17 protein-coding genes are annotated in these 16,327 nt (G+C 72.5%); 8 read left to right on the forward strand and 9 right to left on the reverse strand.

Annotated features, from left to right (window positions below; translation table 11 throughout):
* From E1283_RS14570 to E1283_RS14585, 4 genes are all read left to right on the forward strand, one after another.
* On the forward strand, positions 1-181 hold a 181-nt coding region (locus tag E1283_RS14570), incomplete at its 5' end, for a GNAT family N-acetyltransferase (protein WP_132818452.1).
* Positions 178-1,440, forward strand: coding sequence for a sugar ABC transporter substrate-binding protein (locus E1283_RS14575; protein ID WP_132818453.1), 1,263 nt, complete (start codon positions 178-180; stop codon positions 1,438-1,440). The genes E1283_RS14570 and E1283_RS14575, both read left to right, overlap by 4 nt.
* On the forward strand, positions 1,437-2,534 hold the full coding sequence (locus tag E1283_RS14580; protein WP_132818454.1) for a carbohydrate ABC transporter permease: 1,098 nt from the start codon (positions 1,437-1,439) through the stop codon (positions 2,532-2,534). Before E1283_RS14575 ends, E1283_RS14580 begins: the two co-directional genes overlap by 4 nt.
* Positions 2,531-3,436, forward strand: coding sequence for a carbohydrate ABC transporter permease (locus E1283_RS14585; RefSeq protein WP_132818455.1), 906 nt, complete (start codon positions 2,531-2,533; stop codon positions 3,434-3,436). Before E1283_RS14580 ends, E1283_RS14585 begins: the two co-directional genes overlap by 4 nt.
* Here the strand turns inward: E1283_RS14585 and E1283_RS38120 are convergent.
* Positions 3,426-4,400: a hypothetical protein gene (locus tag E1283_RS38120; RefSeq protein ID WP_207930402.1), complete on the reverse strand. Its 975-nt coding sequence runs from the start codon at positions 4,398-4,400 to the stop codon at positions 3,426-3,428. The two genes, E1283_RS14585 and E1283_RS38120, sit on opposite strands and share 11 nt — an antisense overlap.
* 125 nt (positions 4,401-4,525) lie before the next feature.
* Here E1283_RS38120 and E1283_RS14600 point away from each other — a divergent pair, with 125 nt between their 5' ends.
* A complete protein-coding gene (locus E1283_RS14600; RefSeq protein WP_132818457.1) occupies positions 4,526-4,948 on the forward strand; it encodes a DUF3592 domain-containing protein in 423 nt (140 codons plus the stop codon).
* A 15-nt stretch (positions 4,949-4,963) separates the two neighbouring features.
* Here the strand turns inward: E1283_RS14600 and eno are convergent, their stop codons facing one another.
* On the reverse strand, positions 4,964-6,271 hold the full coding sequence (eno, locus tag E1283_RS14605) for a phosphopyruvate hydratase (protein ID WP_132818458.1): 1,308 nt from the start codon (positions 6,269-6,271) through the stop codon (positions 4,964-4,966).
* A gap of 164 nt (positions 6,272-6,435) precedes the next feature.
* Between eno and E1283_RS14610 the strand changes: the two genes are divergently transcribed.
* Positions 6,436-6,858, forward strand: coding sequence for a MarR family winged helix-turn-helix transcriptional regulator (locus tag E1283_RS14610; protein WP_132818459.1), 423 nt, complete (start codon positions 6,436-6,438; stop codon positions 6,856-6,858).
* On the opposite strand, the gene sigJ is transcribed toward E1283_RS14610, so the two are convergent.
* Complete coding sequence (sigJ, locus tag E1283_RS14615; RefSeq protein WP_132818460.1) at positions 6,848-7,813, reverse strand: RNA polymerase sigma factor SigJ; 966 nt, start codon at positions 7,811-7,813, stop codon at positions 6,848-6,850. The two genes, E1283_RS14610 and sigJ, sit on opposite strands and share 11 nt — an antisense overlap.
* A 151-nt stretch (positions 7,814-7,964) precedes the next feature.
* Here sigJ and E1283_RS14620 point away from each other — a divergent pair, with 151 nt between their 5' ends.
* Positions 7,965-9,053 (forward strand): LUD domain-containing protein, encoded by a 1,089-nt coding sequence (locus E1283_RS14620; protein ID WP_132818461.1) that lies wholly within the window; start codon positions 7,965-7,967, stop codon positions 9,051-9,053.
* A 135-nt stretch (positions 9,054-9,188) separates the two neighbouring features.
* Here the strand turns inward: E1283_RS14620 and E1283_RS14625 are convergent, their stop codons facing one another.
* From E1283_RS14625 to E1283_RS14650, 6 genes are all read right to left on the reverse strand, one after another.
* On the reverse strand, positions 9,189-9,911 hold the full coding sequence (locus E1283_RS14625; protein WP_132818462.1) for a FadR/GntR family transcriptional regulator: 723 nt from the start codon (positions 9,909-9,911) through the stop codon (positions 9,189-9,191).
* Positions 9,912-10,017: 106 nt separating this feature from the next.
* A complete protein-coding gene (locus E1283_RS14630; RefSeq protein WP_132818463.1) occupies positions 10,018-10,953 on the reverse strand; it encodes an SMP-30/gluconolactonase/LRE family protein in 936 nt (311 codons plus the stop codon).
* Positions 10,954-11,026: 73 nt separating this feature from the next.
* Positions 11,027-11,989, reverse strand: coding sequence for a sugar kinase (locus tag E1283_RS14635; RefSeq protein WP_243744845.1), 963 nt, complete (start codon positions 11,987-11,989; stop codon positions 11,027-11,029).
* On the reverse strand, positions 11,986-12,630 hold the full coding sequence (locus E1283_RS14640; RefSeq protein ID WP_132818464.1) for a bifunctional 4-hydroxy-2-oxoglutarate aldolase/2-dehydro-3-deoxy-phosphogluconate aldolase: 645 nt from the start codon (positions 12,628-12,630) through the stop codon (positions 11,986-11,988). Before E1283_RS14640 ends, E1283_RS14635 begins: the two co-directional genes overlap by 4 nt.
* Before the next feature lie 57 nt (positions 12,631-12,687).
* On the reverse strand, positions 12,688-13,833 hold the full coding sequence (gene dgoD / locus E1283_RS14645) for a galactonate dehydratase (RefSeq protein ID WP_132818465.1): 1,146 nt from the start codon (positions 13,831-13,833) through the stop codon (positions 12,688-12,690).
* 55 nt (positions 13,834-13,888) lie between these two features.
* The gene (locus E1283_RS14650; RefSeq protein WP_132818466.1) at positions 13,889-14,665 is read right to left on the reverse strand and encodes an SDR family NAD(P)-dependent oxidoreductase; all 777 of its coding nucleotides are present in this window, start codon (positions 14,663-14,665) and stop codon (positions 13,889-13,891) included.
* A 200-nt stretch (positions 14,666-14,865) separates the two neighbouring features.
* Here E1283_RS14650 and E1283_RS14655 point away from each other — a divergent pair.
* Positions 14,866-16,327, forward strand: a 1,462-nt coding sequence (locus tag E1283_RS14655) for a beta-galactosidase (RefSeq protein ID WP_207930403.1), incomplete at its 3' end; no start/stop codon positions are given.

Consider the following 16,327-nt stretch of genomic DNA (forward strand, 5'->3'; position numbering starts at 1 on the left):
GGACGGCCGGCTGGTCGGGTTCGTCAACGTCGCCTGGGACGGCGGGGCCCACGCCTTCCTCCTCGACACCGTGGTCGCCTCCGACCACCGCCGGCTCGGGATCGCCGCCCGGCTGGTCGCCGTGGCCCATCTGAGCTGGCCCCTGAGGCCGAGCCGCACATCTCCCAGAGGAACGCGATGAAGCACTACTCGACCACCCGCAGAACCACCCGCCAGATAGCCCTGGTCGGCGCCGCCACCCTGCTCGCCGCCGCCGCCTGCTCCTCCGGCTTCGACGACGGCGAGACCGAGCAGGAGGAGAGCAGCGGCCCCCAGGAGCTCAACGTCCTCATCGCCTCCTCGGGCGACGCCGAGACCGCCGCCGTCCGCGCGGCCGTCGAGGCGTACCAGGAGGAGTCCGGCAACACCGTCAACCTCGACGTCGCGCAGGACATGAACCAGCAGCTGAGCCAGTCGTTCGCCGGCGGCAACCCGCCGGACGTCTTCTACGTCGACTCCAGCCAGTTCGCCAACTACGCGCAGGGCGGCTCGCTCTACCCCTACGGCGCCGAGATCGAGGACATCGACGACTTCTCGCCCGCGCTGCTCCAGTCCTTCACCACCGAAGGCGAGCTGTACTGCCTGCCCAAGGACACCTCGGCCCTCGGCCTCGCCGTCAACGACACCCTCTGGGAGCAGGCCGGCCTCACCGAGGACGACTACCCCGGGACCTGGGAGGAGCTGGCGGACGTCGCCGGGCAGCTCACCGGCGACGGCGTCACCGGCCTCGTCACCAGCAGCGAGTACCAGCGGATCGGCGCCTTCATGACGGAGGCCGGCGGCTGGATCACCAACGCCGACCAGACCGAGGTCACCGCCGACTCGCCGGAGAACGTCGAGGGCCTCCAGTTCGTCCAGGGCATGCTCGACGACGGTGTGATGGCCTTCACCACCGACGTGGACGCCGGCTGGGGCGGCGAGGCGTTCGGCAAGGGCGACGCGGCGATGACCGTCGAGGGCGGCTGGCTGGCCGGCGCCATGGCGGCCGACTACCCGGACGTCGAGTACACCGTGCTGCCGATGCCCGAGGGCCCGGCCGGCCCCGGCACCCTGGCCTACACCAACTGCTGGGGCGTCGCCCAGGACAGCGCGCACCGCGCCGCCGCCGTCGACCTGGTCCGCTTCCTGACCCAGGGCGACCAGCAGATCGCCATGGGCGAGGCGTTCGGCGCCATCCCGTCCCGGCTGAGCGCCGCCGAGGAGTACCTGGCCGCCCACCCGGAGGAGGCCGCCTGGGGCGTCACCGGTGACTGGGTGCAGGGCCCGGTGACCGCCGCCGGCTTCGACCGCGTCCTCGGCCAGTTCAACACCGACCTCGAGTCGCTGCGGACCGCCGACGTCTCCGAGATCCTCGCCGACCTCCAGACCAACGCCGAGGCGGCGCTCGAGGAAAACCAGTGAGTCAGACGGTCTCCCGACCCGCTCCACCGACCGGCCGGGCCGCCTCGCGGCCCGGCCGGCGCCGGCGGGTGGGCCGACAGGGCCTGGTGGGCTGGCTGTTCGTCAGCCCCGCGGTCGTCCTGCTCGGCCTCTTCATGCTGCTACCGGTTCTGATGGCGGCGTGGGTGAGCCTGCTGGACTGGAACGGCCAGTCCAACCCGTTCACCGGCGGCAAGGCCGAGTTCATCGGCCTGGAGAACTACCGCGACCTGCTCGTCGACGACGGCCTCGACCGGACGCTGTTCACCACCTCGCTGCGGAACAACGCCTACTACGTGCTGCTGTTCGTGCCGTTGGTGACCATCCTGTCGCTGTCGCTGGCCCTGATCGTCAACCAGCGCCTGATCAAGGCCCGTTCGCTCTTCCGGACGGTCTTCTACTTCCCGTCCGTGACCAGCACCATCGCGGTCTCCACGGTGTTCCTCTTCCTCTTCCAGGGCAGCGGCACCGTCAACCGGCTGCTCTCCTGGATCGGGATCACCGGGCCCAACTGGTTCGCCGACTCGCGAGGCGTCCTCTGGGTGCTGCTCGGCGCGCTCGGCATCGTCGACCCGGACCATCCGAGCGGCCTCCTGGCCGACCACGGCTTCCTCGGCCTCTCCTGGTTCGAGTGGCTGTCCGGGCCCTCGGTGGCCATGTGCACCATGATCCTGCTCGCCACCTGGACCACCTCGGGGCAGTTCATGGTGATCTTCCTGGCCGCGCTCCAGGACATCCCGCGCGAGCTGGAGGAGGCCGCGGCCCTCGACGGCGTCAACCGGCGGCAGCTGCTGCGCCACGTCATCCTGCCCGCCCTGCGCCCGGTGCTCTTCCTGGTGCTCACGCTCGCCCTGATCGGCAGCTGGCAGGTGTTCGACATGGTCTACGTGATGGGTCAGGGGGCGCCGGGCAACACCACGCTCACGCCGGCCTTCCTCTCCTACCAGTCCGGCTTCAAGGACGCCGACTTCGGGCAGGGCGCGGCCATCGCCTTCATCCTCTTCGCCATCATCCTGATCTGCACCGGCGTGCAACGCTGGCTGCTGCGCGAGCGCTCCGGGAGGTCCGCGCGATGAGCTCCGCCACCAAGAAGCGGGCGCGCACAACGCCCGAGGCCCCGGTGCTGCCGCGTTTCGGCGTGCCCTGGCGGGTCATCGGCTACGTCGTGGTCATCGGCATGGCCATGCTCTACCTGCTGCCGTTCGCCATCCAACTGGCGACCAGCTTCAAGACCGGGCCCGACGCCGCCGCCAACCCGCTCACCCTGTGGCCCACCACCCCCACCACGGCCGCCTACGAACGGCTCTTCGGGCTCAGCGACTCCGCATCGAGCGTGCCGTTCCTGCGCTGGCTCGGCAACTCGACCGTCGTGACGGTCGTGGTCACCTGCAGCCGGGTGCTGTTCGACTCGATGGCGGGCTACGCCCTGGCCAGGCTCGACTTCGTCGGCCGACGACTGCTGTTCGTGCTGCTGCTCTCGATCATGGCCGTGCCGGGCGTGGTGCTGCTGATCCCCAAGTTCCTGGTGCTCAACACCTTCGGGATGTTCGACACCTACGCGGGCATGATCGTGCCGCTGCTGGTGGACGCGGCCGGCATCTTCATCATGAAGCAGTTCTTCGAGTCCGTACCCCGGGAAGTCGAGGAGGCGGCCAGGATCGACGGCGCGGGCACCTTCCGGATCTTCTGGTCGATCGTGCTGCCGATGGCCAGGCCGGCGCTCATCACCCTGACCGTCCTGTCCTTCCAGGGCTCCTGGAACGAGTTCACCCACTACCTGGTGTCGACCCAGTCGAGCGAGTACGAGACGCTGACCACCGGTCTGGCCAGGCTGGTCTCGGGCGGGCTCGGCAGCGGCACCCTGTACCCGCTGAAGCTGGCCGCCGCGGCGCTGTCCACGATCCCGGTCGCCATCCTCTTCTTCTGCTTCCAGCGCTACTTCGTCCGGGGCACCAACTCCGGCTCGATCAAGGAGTGACGCGCCAACCCGGCACGGGTGGGGGCGGTCCCGGCGGTCCCGGCGGTCCCGGCGGTGTCGGTGGCCGGGGCGGCACCGGGGGACGCCAGCCGGCCAGCGGCCCCCGGAAGCCCACCCCGTGCCGGCGGCGGAGCAGCACCACCTCGACGGCGGCGGTGACGGTCACGCCGACCGGCGCGGCGAACAGCGCCACCCAGTAGGAGGGGTTCGGACTCCCGCCCGGGTAGCCCTCGACGGAGTCGACGAGGACGCGCTGCGCGACCGCGGTGAGCCACACCAGCGGGACGACGGCCAACGGCCGCACCAGCGGGTGGCCGCCGACGCCGAACGCGTTGCGGTTGACCAGGTAGAGCACCGAGCCGAAGAAGACCGTGAGCCACGGCCCGACGACCAGCAGCAGGAGCAGCCCGCCGAGGTCGTCGGTCGCGGAGTCGAAGTGGTTGACCGCCCAGTAGAGGAAGAGCCCGAAGAACCCGGCCGTGATCAGCGCGGTCGTCAGCGGCCTGGCACACAGCCCGACGACCGTCCGCCGGGTGCCCGGCCTGGCCAGGCCGACCAGCAGGCCGCAGGCCAGAACCAGCGCCACCGGCCCGGTACCGAGCATCAACAGGCCGCTGGTGAAACCCTGTTCGACCGGATCGAGCAGGCCGTCGCCGGTGAACAGCCCGACGAAGAACGCGAGCACACCGAGTCCGAGCAGGGTGCGGGGCAGCAGCAGCCGCTCGATCAGCGGGTCGACCGCCTGCTGCGCCACCGTGGCCGCGACCGGCTGCCCGTAGGGGCCGACCAGCCCGACGGCGTCGGCCGCGGAGAACCGGAACATCCCGAAGGGCCCGTAGATCCGCCGGGCGAGCCGCCACGGCAGCAGCACGTCGAGCACCCACGCGCCCGCCCGCCACGCGGGCGGCGCCGGCGGCCGCACGACGCGGTAGGGCGGCCGGTCGTAGGCTTCCGACACATTCACGGCAACTCCCCCCGACGGGAATGATCAAGCTCGCGACGGCGCTCATCCTGGCATGTCCCGCACCACAACGACCAACCGGTCACCGCGGGGGAGCCGAACCGTCGGTGAGGCCGTAGCCTGCGGGCATGCGTTGGGAACAACTCGTCGGAGCGTTCTTCGTCCTCATGCTCGGCGGGCTCTCCGTGGCCGTCCTCGCGGGGGCGAGGGACAAGTACCGCCTCAGGTCGCGAGGACGGTGGATCGAGGCGGAGGTCGTCCGGGTGGACGAGGAGGACGACGCCGACGGCGACCCCCGCTTCTACCTCGTGGTCGCCTTCACGCCGCCCGGCGGACCCCGGGTGGAGGTCAGGTCCACGTCGGGCAGGCTCTATCCGCCCGACGCGGCCTCCGGGGTGGGCAGCGGGATCATGGTCCGGTACGACCCGGTCAGGCCGACGCGGATCGAACTGTCCCCGGGCGAGGGGAACGGCGTCGTCACCGGCGTGCTCGTCGGCCTGCTGCTGGCCGTCGTCGCGGGGTTCGTCGCCGTCGCGTCCCTCATCGTCTGACGACGGGTCCGCCGTTCACACCCGACGCAGTGCCGAGCGGCCCGCGAAGCGTGCCGAGGCACCCAACTCCTCCTCGATCCGAATCAGTTGGTTGTACTTCGCCGTGCGGTCGGAGCGGGAGAGCGAGCCGGTCTTGATCTGACCGCAGCCGGTCGCCACCGCCAGATCCGCGATGGTGGTGTCCTCCGTCTCGCCCGAGCGGTGCGACATGACGACCGTCCAGCCCGCCTGGTGGGCCGTGTCCACCGTGGCCAGCGCCTCGGTCAGGGTCCCGATCTGATTGACCTTGACCAGGACCGAGTTGCCGACGCCGGTGCGGATGCCCTCGCGCAGCAGCGTCTCGTTGGTGCAGAACACGTCGTCGCCGGTGAGCTGGCAGCGGTCGCCGACGCGGGCGGTCAGCTCGCGCCAGCCGTCCAGGTCGTCCTCCGCCATCGGGTCCTCGATGGAGACGACCGGGTAGGCGTCGACGAGCCCGGCCAGGTGGTCGGCGTGTTCGGAGGGGGTGCGGCGCACCCCTTCGCCCGCGTAGTCGTACACCCCGTCGCGGAAGAACTCCGACGACGCCGGGTCCATGACCAGGCCGATGTCCGTGCCGGGGCGGTAGCCGGTGCGCTCGACGGCGGTCATCACGAAGTCGAGCGCCTCCTCGGCGGTACGCAGCGCGGGCGCGAAGCCCCCCTCGTCGCCGACGCCCGTGGAGTGCCCGGCGGCCAGCAGGTCGCGGCGCAGGGTGTGGAAGACCTCGCTGCCCATCCGGACCGCCTCGGCGAAGGTGTCCGCGCCCACGGGCGCGATCATGAACTCCTGGAAGTCCAGCGGATTGTCGGCGTGGGCGCCGCCGTTGATGATGTTCATCATCGGCAGCGGCAGGAGGCGGGCTTCGGCGCCGCCGAGGTGGCGGTAGAGGGGCTGGCGGTGGGCCGCCGCGGCGGCCTTGGCGGCGGCGAGGGAGACGCCGAGGATCGCGTTGGCGCCGAGCCGGGACTTCGTGGCGGTGCCGTCGAGGGTGACCAGCCCGGCGTCGAGACCCGCCTGGTCCGCCGCGTCCCGGCCGCACACCGACGCCGCGATCTCCCCGTTGACGTGGGCCACCGCGCGGTCGACGCCCTTGCCGTGCCAGCGCGTGGCGTCCCCGTCGCGCAGCTCCACGGCCTCCCGTGCACCGGTGGAGGCGCCCGAGGGGACAGCCGCGCGCCCCAGGGATCCGTCGGCCAGGACGACGTCGACCTCGACGGTGGGGTTGCCCCGGCTGTCGATGATCCGGCGGGCGGTGACGGACTCGATGGTGGCGTCGACGGTTCCGACTGCCTTTGCGGACATGCGGGGTCCTTCCCGTTGTCGTGTGCCGTGGCCCCGGCTGCGACAGCGCTGGCGCTGAGCCCGACAGCAGCCAGACTCTACAGCAATGCTGCTCAGTTTGGCTGCGCAGTTTTGCTGTGCAGTTCAGCTGCGCAGCTATGCTGACCAACGGGGTAAAGTGCCCTATGCCCACCCCGGAAGCCGCCGCCATCGCCGCCGAACTGCGCACCGCGATGGGCAAGCTCACCCGACGCGTCAAACACGAGGACCGCATCCCGCTGGGCCAGGTCGCCGTGCTCGGCGCACTCGACCGCAACGGCGCCATGACCACCAGCGACCTCGCCACCGACCAGCGCGTACGTCCCCAGTCGATGGCCCGGGCGGTGGGGCTGCTCATGGAACAGAACCTGGTCACGCGCCGGGCGCACCCCACGGACGGCCGCAAGTCGCTGGTCGAACTGTCGGCCGCGGGCCGGACCGCGCTCGAAGCGGAGCGCGGCCGCAGAGCCGGCTGGCTCGCCCAGGCCATCGAGGCCGAACTCACGGATGAGGAACGGTCGTTGCTGGCCCGGAGCGCCGCCCTGCTGGAGCGGCTCGCTACCCGCTAGCGCCCCAGGACGGCTGCCACGGCTGGAGCTTGTCCGGGTTGCGCACCGCCCAGACGTGCGTGATCCGGTCATCCTCGGCGACCTCGAAAGCGAACACCGTGTCGATCCGGCCCTCCGACTCGATCACCAGGCCAGGCAGCCCGTTGACGGTGCGTTCGAGGATCGTCCGGGGCGGCGCGAGCCGGGCGATCGTGAGATAGAGGTGGGCGATCCGCTCCGCGCCCTCGATCGGCAGCAGGTGGGCGATGGCGCGGCCACCACCGTCGGAGATCGCGGTGGCGCCCGGGTCGAGCAGGTCGAGCAGGGCCTTGATGTCCTGCGCCTCCCAGGCCGCTTTGAACTTCCGGACGACGCTCGCCTGCCGGGCCGCGTCCGGTCTCGTCTCCGCCCGCGCGGCGATGCGGCGGCGGGCCGAGGACGCCAGCTGACGGCACGCCCCCGGGCTGCGGCCGACGATCTCGGCCACCTCGGCGAACGGGTAGCGGAAGATGTCGTGCAGCACGAACGCGACGCGCTCGGCCGGGGTCAACGACTCGAACACGACCAGGAAGGCCATGCTCACCGACTCGTCGAGGGTGATCCGGTCGGCCGGGTCCCCGCCGACGCCGCCCGCCGCCCCGGCGATCCACTCGGCCGGGTCGGGCAGCGGCTCCGGGATCCACTCCCCGACGTAGGTCTCCCGCCGACTGCGCGCCGAGCCGAGCAGGTTCAGACAGATACGGCTGGCCACCGTCGTCAGCCAGGCGCCCGGGGACTCGACGGCCTCCTGCCGCGCGCGCGACATCGCGTACCAGCGGGTGTAGGTCTCCTGGACGGCGTCCTCCGCGTCGGCCAGGGAGCCGAGCAGCCGGTACGCGAGATTGAGCAACTGTCGCCGCTCGCTCATGATCACGCCCAGGCCCGGGTCCTGCCGCTCCGCCGCCTGCCGCTGTGACTGTTCCCACGGGGTGGTCATACGCTCTCCGGCTCCCTGGTTCGCGGTCCCTGTCCATTACGACACATCACGGCGCCGGAATGTGAGGTCGGCGGCCCGCCTCACATTCGGCGCGGCCGCGTTGTCGGACGGGGTGAAGAGGACACAGCAGCCACAGGACGGGACGCCGAACATGAACGACTTCCAGGAGATCGCCGACCGCGTCGAGATCGAGGCGCTGCGCGGCGAGTTCACCGACGCGGCGATGATGCGCGACCGCGCCCGCCTCGCCGCGCTGTTCACCCCCGAAGGCGTGCTGCGCATGCCGAACATCCCGGTCGAGTTCGTCGGCCGCGAGGAGATCCGGACCGGAGGCGAACGCCTCCAGGCCCAGTGGGACTTCTTCGTGCAGAACAGCCACCCGGGCACGATCCGTCTCGACGGCGACACGGCCACCGGCCGCACCTACATGCAGGAGGTCGGGCGGGTGCTCGACGGCCGCTCGGGCCTGAACTTCGCCATCTACCACGACAACTACCAGCGGACGCCGGAGGGTTGGAAGTTCGCCGAGCGGGTCTACGAGGTCAGGTACGTCGACATGACCCCGTTGCGGGGTGCCGCGCCCGGCCCCGACGCCGTGTCGCAGGGTTCCGGTGAGGCCACGGGCGCGGCCGACGACTTCGGCGCACCGGCGTCCGCCGAGCGGCTGGACCGGGCGGTCGCGGCGCTCCGGGGGAACGGCTTCACCGCCGAACTGCTCGACGACGCGGCGGCGGCCCGCGCCCGCGTCAGGGAACTGATACCGGAGGGCGCGGGCGTGTTCACCGGGGCCAGCGAGACGCTCCGGCTCTCCGGCATCGTGCGGGACATCGAGGAGGGCGACCGCTACCAGGCCATCCGGCCGCGCGTGCTGAAGATGGACCGCGCCACCGAGTCCGACCGGATCCGCCTGCTGGTGGCCACCCCGGACGTCTTCGTCGCCAGCGTCGCTGCCGTGACCGAGACCGGCTCGCTCGTCATCGCCTCGGGCAGCGGCAGCCAACTGCCCGCCTCCGCGGGAGGCGCCGCACGGGCGATCTGGATCGTCGGGGCGCAGAAGGTGGTACCCGACCTGAGCACCGCGCTGCGCCGGATCGAGGAGCACGCCCTCGCGCTGGAGACCGCGCGCGCCCAGGCGGTCTACGGGCAGCCGAGCGCGGTCAACCGTCTGCTCGTCCTCAACGCCGAGCCGCACCCCGGGCGCGCCACCGTCCTGCTGCTGCGCGAGGCCATCGGATTCTGACATCCCGCGTTCGGCGGCACGACGAGTGCGCACTGTTTCGGCGGCGAGGACCACGACGCCCGCGGTCACCACGACGGAACGCCTCACCCTGGAAGCGGTGACGCGGCTGACCGACGCGGGCCGCGACAGCGGCGGTCAGGGGTGGCCGGGGGGCGGGGCGCTGTTGGTGATCCTGTCGAGGTCGTGGCTGGCCTTGGCGAGGAGGTCGAGCATGGTCAGCTCCGCGCGGTGCGGGTCCTGGTCGCGGATCGCGTCGAGGACGGCCCGGTGGCTGGGGACGGGGTCGTTGGCCTGGTCGCTGGAGTGGACGACCCGGTCGCGTTCGCGCAGCCCGGGTTCGAGGAGGAGGTCCATCCGTGCGAGCATCTCGTTGCCGGTGGCGGAGAGCAGGGCGCGGTGGAACGCCGCGTCGGCCTCGGCGGCGTCCGCGGAGGGCCGCGAGTGCGCCTCCGCCATCGCGTCGAGTGCGGCCCCGAGGTCGCGCAGGTCGTACTCGGTCCGGTGGAGAGCGGCGCGGTGGGCCGCGGCCGGCTCGACGATGGCGCGTACCTCGGCGAGGTCGCGCATGAGGCGCTGCCCGGCCCCGCTCTCGACCTGCCAGCGGATGATGTCCGCGTCGAGCAGGTTCCAGTGCCTGCGCTCCCTGACGAAGGTTCCGCGCTTCTGGCGGGCGTCCGTCAGCCCCTTGCCGGCGAGGACCTTCATGGACTCGCGCATCACGGTGAGGCTCACGTCGAGTTCCTCGCCGAGCGCGCGCATGTCGAGGGTGGCTCCCTCGGGAACGTCGCCGCCGACGATGCGCACACCGAGGAGGTGGACGACCTGCCCGTGCACTCCTCTGCCGGTGTACGGCGCCATGGCGGGTCTCTCCTCGGGGCGGCGACTGCTCCGGGTGCGGAGCGTCGGGTGGGGCCAGCCTAACAGTAGGCATTAATTATGAATATATGTGGGCGGGGGTGGGGCGTCAGCTCGGCGGCGTCCGCGCCTGTCGGGCGTTCGGGTCCGCGAGCGCGGAGGAACCGTACGTCGCGGGCGGTGCGATGGTGGAGCAGGGGGCGCTGAGCACCGCTCCGTCGTACGGGCCCGGGTCCGCCAGGCCGAGCGCGGCGGTCGTCACGACGAGTGCGTGACCGGTCAGGCAGACGCTGGAGGGCTGTACGGCGGGCACCTCCACGATCCCCAGCAGTCGCCCGTCGGGGGCGTATCTCCTGACCTGTCCGGCTCCCCAGATCGCCGACCAGACGCAGCCGTCCCCGTCGACGGTCATGCCGTCGGGACCGCCCTCGTCGGGGTCGACGCGGAACAGCGGGCGGCGGGCGGACAGTCGGGCGGTGCCGTGGTCGACGGTGAACGCCTCGACCGTGCCGAGGGCGCTGTCCGCCAGGTAGAGGGTGTGCCCGTCCGGGCTGATGACCGGGCCGTTGGGGATCGTCAGGCCGTCCAGCACGGTGGTCACGGTGCCGTCGACGTCCAGCAGGTGCAGGGCGCCCGCCCCCGGGCTGGCGTCGTAGGCCATGGTGCCGGCCCACATGCGCCCGGACGCGTCGCACGTGGCGTCGTTCATGCGCTGTGGGCCGCCCGGCCGGCGCGGCAACGGGATGCTCCTGACGACCCGGCCGTTCGGGTCGAGCACCGCGAAGCCCAGGCCGGTGGCCGCGAGCCATCCCGTCCGGTCGCCGGCGAGTGCCAGGGGAGCGACCGCGCCGAGCGGATCGGGCAGCCGGGCCAGTGGGGTCAGCTCGCCGCCGGGACCGGTCGGCAGCCGCAGCAGTCGGCCGGTGAGGATGTCCACCAGCACCACGGTGCCGTCGGGCAACGTCCGGGCCCCTTCGCCGAGTTGCAGGCGGTCCGTGGTGAGGGGGCGGAACGGCCCGACGTCCGGCGGAGCGTATACGGTCATGAGGAGCCTTTCGCGGTGGTCGGTGGTCGGTGGTCGGTGAAGCGGGCGTGGACCGGTGCGCCGGGGCCGTGGCTCATCGCAGAGCGGCTCCGGGCGCCGAGTCGAGGAACGGGAGCTCGTCCCGGTGCGGCAGCCCTTCCCAGTCGCCCGCGGTGGCCACGGCGAACGCGGCCGTGCGGGTGGCGCGCGGGAGCCGTTCCTCGGGAGCCAGGCCGTCGAGCAGGGCGGAGAGGTAGCCGGCGCTGAACGCGTCACCCGCGCCCACCGTGTCCGTCACGGGCACCGGGTGGGCCGGGACGCGCAGCGGACGCCGGCCCGGGAGATGGAGGTCGGCCCCCTGGGCGCCTCGTTTGACGACCACCTCCCGTACGCCGGCCCGGAGCAGGCGCGCCGCCCGCTCGGCCTCGTCGGTGTCGTCCTCGCCCGCGACCAGCGGCAGTTCGTCGTCCGAGGCGATCACCACGTCGACCCACGGCAGCAGCGGCCGCAGGGCGGCGGTGGCCCGCTCCGGGCTCCACAGGCGGGTGCGGTGGTTGACGTCGAGGGTCACGATCCAGCCGTGCTCCGCGGCGTGTTCGGCCGCCGCGCGCACGGTGGCCAGCGGCCCGGTGCCCAGGGCGCAGGTGATGCCGGTGAGGTGGAGGACCCGCGCGCCCGCGTCGAGCGCCGGCTTGACGTGTTCGGGACGCAGGCGGGACGCGGCCGAGCCGGCGCGCCAGTAGTGCACGCGGTTCAGGTCGGCGACGCGCCGTTCGCGCAGCATGGCTCCGGTGGGCGCGTCGTGGTCCGTGGTGGCGTGTGCCACGTCCACGCCCTCGCCGCGCAGCGTCCGCAGCACCATGCGGCCCGGTTCGTCGGCGCCGACCCGGCCGGCCCAGCGCACGCGGTGCCCGAGGCGGGTGAGCCCCACGGCCACGTTGGACTCGGCCCCGGCCACGGTGGGGTGGACCGGACTGCCCACCGTCAGGGGGCCTTCGAGTCGCAGCGAGAGCATGGTCTCGCCGAAGGTCAGCACCTCGACGGGTTGGGCGCTCACGCCTGCCCTCCCGCCTGGCACAGTGCGCGGAACACCCGGGCGCGGTCCCGCAGCGCGGCCGGGTCCCCGCCGTCGGCGGCGTCGCCGAGCAGGGGGGAGCCCACGCCGATCGCGACGGCGCCGGCCGCGAAGTACGCCGGTGCGAGCTCGGCGTCCACGCCCCCCACCGGCACGAACGGCACGTCGGGCAGTGGATCGCGCAGTGCCCGCAGATAGCCGGGGCCGCCCAGGGAGGCGGGGAACAGTTTGACCGCGTGGGCGCCCGCCCGCATGGCCGTCACCGCCTCGGTCGGCGTCAGCGCCCCCGCCAGTACCGGCACGCCCAGGGCGACGGCCTGTTCGAGGCCCCCGCCCAGCGCGGGCGTCACCATCCAGGACGCCCCCGCGTCCCGCGCGCGCAGCGCGTCCTCCCGGGTGACGACCGTCCCGGCCCCGATGGCCGCGGCCGTGCCCGTCTCGCGTATCGCCCGTGCGATGACGTCGACGGCCCTCGGCGTGGTGAGCGAGACCTCGACGAGCCGCACGCCCTCCTCCGCGAGGGTCACGACGCTGCGCAGCGCCGCCGCCTGGTCGCCGCCGCGCACGATGGCGACCAGGCGGTCGTGGCGCAGGATCCGTGCGAAGTCACTGTGGTCCGGCATGTGCTGTGCTCCGTGGAGTTACTCGTCGGGGGAACCGGGCGGGCGAGGGGCGGAGGGTCACCATTCGGCGAACGAGCCGTCGGGGTGCCGCCACACGGGGTTGTGCCAGTCCGGCGCGCTGCCGTCGGCGCGGCGTACCTCCCGCTCGTCGACCTCGATGCCGAGGCCCGGGCCGAGCGGGCGCCGGAGGTGGCCTTCGTCGAACCGGAACACGTCGGGGTCGACGACGTAGTCCAGGACTTCGGCCCCCCTGTTGTAGTGGATGCCGATGCTCTGTTCCTGGATGAGGAAGTTCGGCGTGCTGAAGGCCACCTGCAGGCTCGCGGCCAACGAGACGGGACCCAGCGGGCAGTGCGGGGCGATCAGCACGTCGAAGGTCTCCGCCAGCGAGGCCAGTCGCCGTACCTCGGAGATGCCTCCGGCGTGCGACAGGTCGGGTTGCAGGACGGCGACGCCCGCTTCCAGCGCGGGCAGCGCGTCGGTGCGTGAGTAGAGCCGCTCACCCGTGGCGATCGGGACCGGTGACGCCGCGACCACCTCGTCCAGCCGGTGCGCGTACTCGGGGAGGACCGGTTCCTCGACGAACAGGGGGTGCAGCGGTGCGAGGTGCGGCAGGACACGGCGCGCGTTCGCGACGCTGAAGCGGCCGTGGAAGTCGAGTGCGAAGTCGCGTTCCGGGCCCAGCGCCTCCCGTGCGGCGGTGGCCCGTTCGACGACGTCGGCGACGTCGGCGGCGGTGGCCATTCTGTTCATCCGCCCGCAGGCGTTCATCTTGACGGCGGTGAAGCCCGCTTCCACCTGCGCCCGGACGGCGTCGGCGATGTCGGCCGGTTCGTCACCGCCGATCCAGCTGTAGGCGCGCACGCGTTCCCGCACGGGGCCGCCGAGCAGCACGTGGATCGGCACTCCAAGCGCCTTGCCCGCGATGTCCCACAGCGCCTGGTCGAGGCCGGCGACGGCACTGGAGAGAACGGGGCCGCCCCGGTAGAACGAGCCCTTCGTCATCACCTGCCAGTGGTCCTCGATCCGCAGGGGGTCCCGGCCGACGAGGAGTTCGGCGAGTTCGTGGACGGCCGTGCGGACCGTCGCGGCCCGCCCCTCCACGACGGGTTCGCCCCAGCCCACGACGCCCTCGTCGGTTTCCACACGGCAGAACAGCCAACGGGGCGGGACGGCGAACGTCTCCACACGAGTGATCTTCACGGGGTGACTCCAGGAGCGGGTGGGGCGGATCGGAGGGCGGCTGTTCGGCCGGGGCTCACGAGGAGTTCTTGAGCACGCTCCAGCCGCCGTCCACCACGAGCGAGGTTCCGGTCACGAACGAGGCGTCGTCACTGAGCAGGAAGGCGATCGCCGCGGCCACCTCCTCGGGGGTGCCGAGGCGGCCCACGGCTGTCTCCCGGGCCGTCGCCCGGCGGTCCTCCTCGTCGACGCCGTCCCAGGCCCGGGTCAGGACCGGGCCCGGCAGCACGCTGTTCACCCTGACGCGGTCGCCGTACTCGACGGCCAACTGGCGTGCCAGTCCGGTCAGTCCGGCCTTCGCCGCGGCGTACGCCGGCCGGCCGGGCAGTCCCACCAGGGCGTGCACCGAGGAGACCAGCACCACACTGCCGCGCGTCGACACCAGGTCGTCGAGGCAGGCGCGTGCGCCCAGGAACGACCCGGTGAGGCTCACGGCGAGTTGCCGGTTCCATTCCTCCGCGCTGGTCCGGTGCGCGGGCGCGACGCGGACGGTGTAGGCGTTGCCGACCAGGGCGTGAACGGGCCCGAAGGCTGACCTGGCGGCGTGCGCGGCGGCGGCCCAGGATGCTTCGTCCGACACGTCGCAGTGCTGGAATCGCGCGTTGCCGCCGGCCGCGCGGATGGCCGTGGCGACCTCCGTGCCCGACTCCTCGTCGATGTCGGCGACGAGGACGCCGGCCCCTTCGGCGGCGAGTCGGCGAGCCGTGGCGGCGCCGATGCCGGAGGCCGCGCCGGTGACGACCGCGCAACGGCCGGCCAGACGAGGCGCGGGGGACGGAGGTGCGGCAGGCACGGGAGGACTCCTGGGGGGCCGGTGGCAACGACGCAGCAGATTAAATATTAATTATTGCGGGGTGCCAAGAGGGGAGGGTGCGGCTCGCTCGGCACCGCACGGGGCTTCACTATTCAGAAATTATGATTTAACTTGCGTCCATCGAGGACGCCGGCCTGCCGGACAGGCCGACCTGGCCCGGCGCCGAGGCAAGGAGGCCGATGGTGTACCAGTTGACTCTCCGCCCGCCCCTGGAGCCGCTCAGCGGCCATCTGAGGATGGGCGAGCCCGAAGGGCGGCCGGATCGGATCGTCGCCACCAGCACCCACCTGGTGCGTGGCGGACGTCCCTGGCTTCCCGTCATGGGCGAGATGCACTTCACCCGCTACCCCCGGGCCGGCTGGCGCGAGCAGCTGCTCACCATGCGGGCCGGGGGGATCGACGTCGTCGCGACCTACCTGTTCTGGCACCACCACGAGGAACACCGCGGTGCGTTCCGGTTCGACGGCAACCGCGACCTCCGTGCGTTCGTCGAGACGGCCGCGGAGTGCGGCCTGGACGCGGTGGTGCGGATCGGCCCCTGGGCTCACGGCGAGGCCCGTTTCGGCGGCTTCCCGGACTGGGTCCAGCACTCGGGCACCCGCACCCGCACCGACGACCCGGCCTACCTCGACCTCGTCCGGCCCTACTACGCGCGGATCGGCGCGGAGCTCGACGGGCTCCACCACGCGCAGGGCGGGCCGATCGTCGCCGTCCAGATCGAGAACGAGCTGTACGACCAGCCCGAACACCTGCGCACGCTCAAGCGGATGGCCCAGGAGGCCGGGATCACCCCGCCGCTCTGGACCGCGACGGCCTGGGGAGGCGCGGACCTGCCCGCCGACGAGTTCCTCCCCCTCTACGCGGGGTATCCCGAGGCGCCCTGGGACGACGCCCATCCGGGATGGGCCCGGCACAACAGGCGGCACTTCTTCTTCACGGCCCTGCGCGACGACCACACCGTCGGCGCCGACCTGCGCCGCCTGCCCAGCACGAACGCGGGGCCGGACCTCGACCGCTACCCGTACGCGACGTGCGAGCTCGGCGGCGGCATCCAGGTGACGTACCACCGCCGGCCCCTCGCCCCGCCGGACGACGTGGCCGCGCTGGCGCTCACCAAGATCGGTTCCGGATCGACCTGGCAGGGCTACTACATGTACCAGGGCGGTTCCCACGTCACCGACGCCGCGACCACCACGCAGGAGTCGATCGCCACCGGCTACCCCAACGACCTGCCGGTCGTCAGCTACGACTTCCAGGCCCCGCTCGGGGAGTACGGGCAGGTCCGCCCCACCTACCGGCTGCTCCGCCAGCAGCACCAGCTGCTCGCGGCCGCGGGCGAGCGACTGGCCCCGATGGGACTCGTCGAACCCGCCGACGGCCCGCGAGGCCTCGACGACCGGGAGACACTGCGCTGGGCCGTGCGCACCGACGGGGTGTCCGGGATGCTGTTCGTCAACACGCACCAGCCCGGCGGGGAGACCCTGGCGGCGCACAGCGGCGTCCGGTTCCGCCTCGACGGGCCGGCCGGCCCCCTCGAACTGCCCGTCGATCCCGTCGACATACCCTCCGGCGCCTACTTCGCCTGGCCCTTCCGCTGGCCGCTGCCCGGCGCGACCACCCCGGAGTCGCCCACCCCGGAGA

It is taken from the genome of Streptomyces hainanensis (genome assembly GCF_004348415.1).
GTDB lineage: Bacteria > Actinomycetota > Actinomycetes > Streptomycetales > Streptomycetaceae > Streptomyces > Streptomyces hainanensis.

Bases quoted from the DNA above. Each gene is read 5' to 3' on its own strand.
- E1283_RS14630 (WP_132818463.1), bottom strand. From the start codon at position 10,953: ATGACCGTATACGCTCCGCCGGACGTCGGGCCGTTCCGCCCCCTCACC.
- eno (WP_132818458.1), bottom strand. From the start codon at position 6,271: ATGTCCGCAAAGGCAGTCGGAACCGTCGACGCCACCATCGAGTCCGTC.
- E1283_RS14610 (WP_132818459.1), top strand. From the start codon at position 6,436: ATGCCCACCCCGGAAGCCGCCGCCATCGCCGCCGAACTGCGCACCGCG.
- E1283_RS14600 (WP_132818457.1), top strand. From the start codon at position 4,526: ATGCGTTGGGAACAACTCGTCGGAGCGTTCTTCGTCCTCATGCTCGGC.
- E1283_RS14625 (WP_132818462.1), bottom strand. From the start codon at position 9,911: ATGGCGCCGTACACCGGCAGAGGAGTGCACGGGCAGGTCGTCCACCTC.
- sigJ (WP_132818460.1), bottom strand. From the start codon at position 7,813: ATGACCACCCCGTGGGAACAGTCACAGCGGCAGGCGGCGGAGCGGCAG.
- E1283_RS14640 (WP_132818464.1), bottom strand. From the start codon at position 12,630: ATGCCGGACCACAGTGACTTCGCACGGATCCTGCGCCACGACCGCCTG.
- E1283_RS14575 (WP_132818453.1), top strand. From the start codon at position 178: ATGAAGCACTACTCGACCACCCGCAGAACCACCCGCCAGATAGCCCTG.
- E1283_RS14620 (WP_132818461.1), top strand. From the start codon at position 7,965: ATGAACGACTTCCAGGAGATCGCCGACCGCGTCGAGATCGAGGCGCTG.
- E1283_RS14585 (WP_132818455.1), top strand. From the start codon at position 2,531: ATGAGCTCCGCCACCAAGAAGCGGGCGCGCACAACGCCCGAGGCCCCG.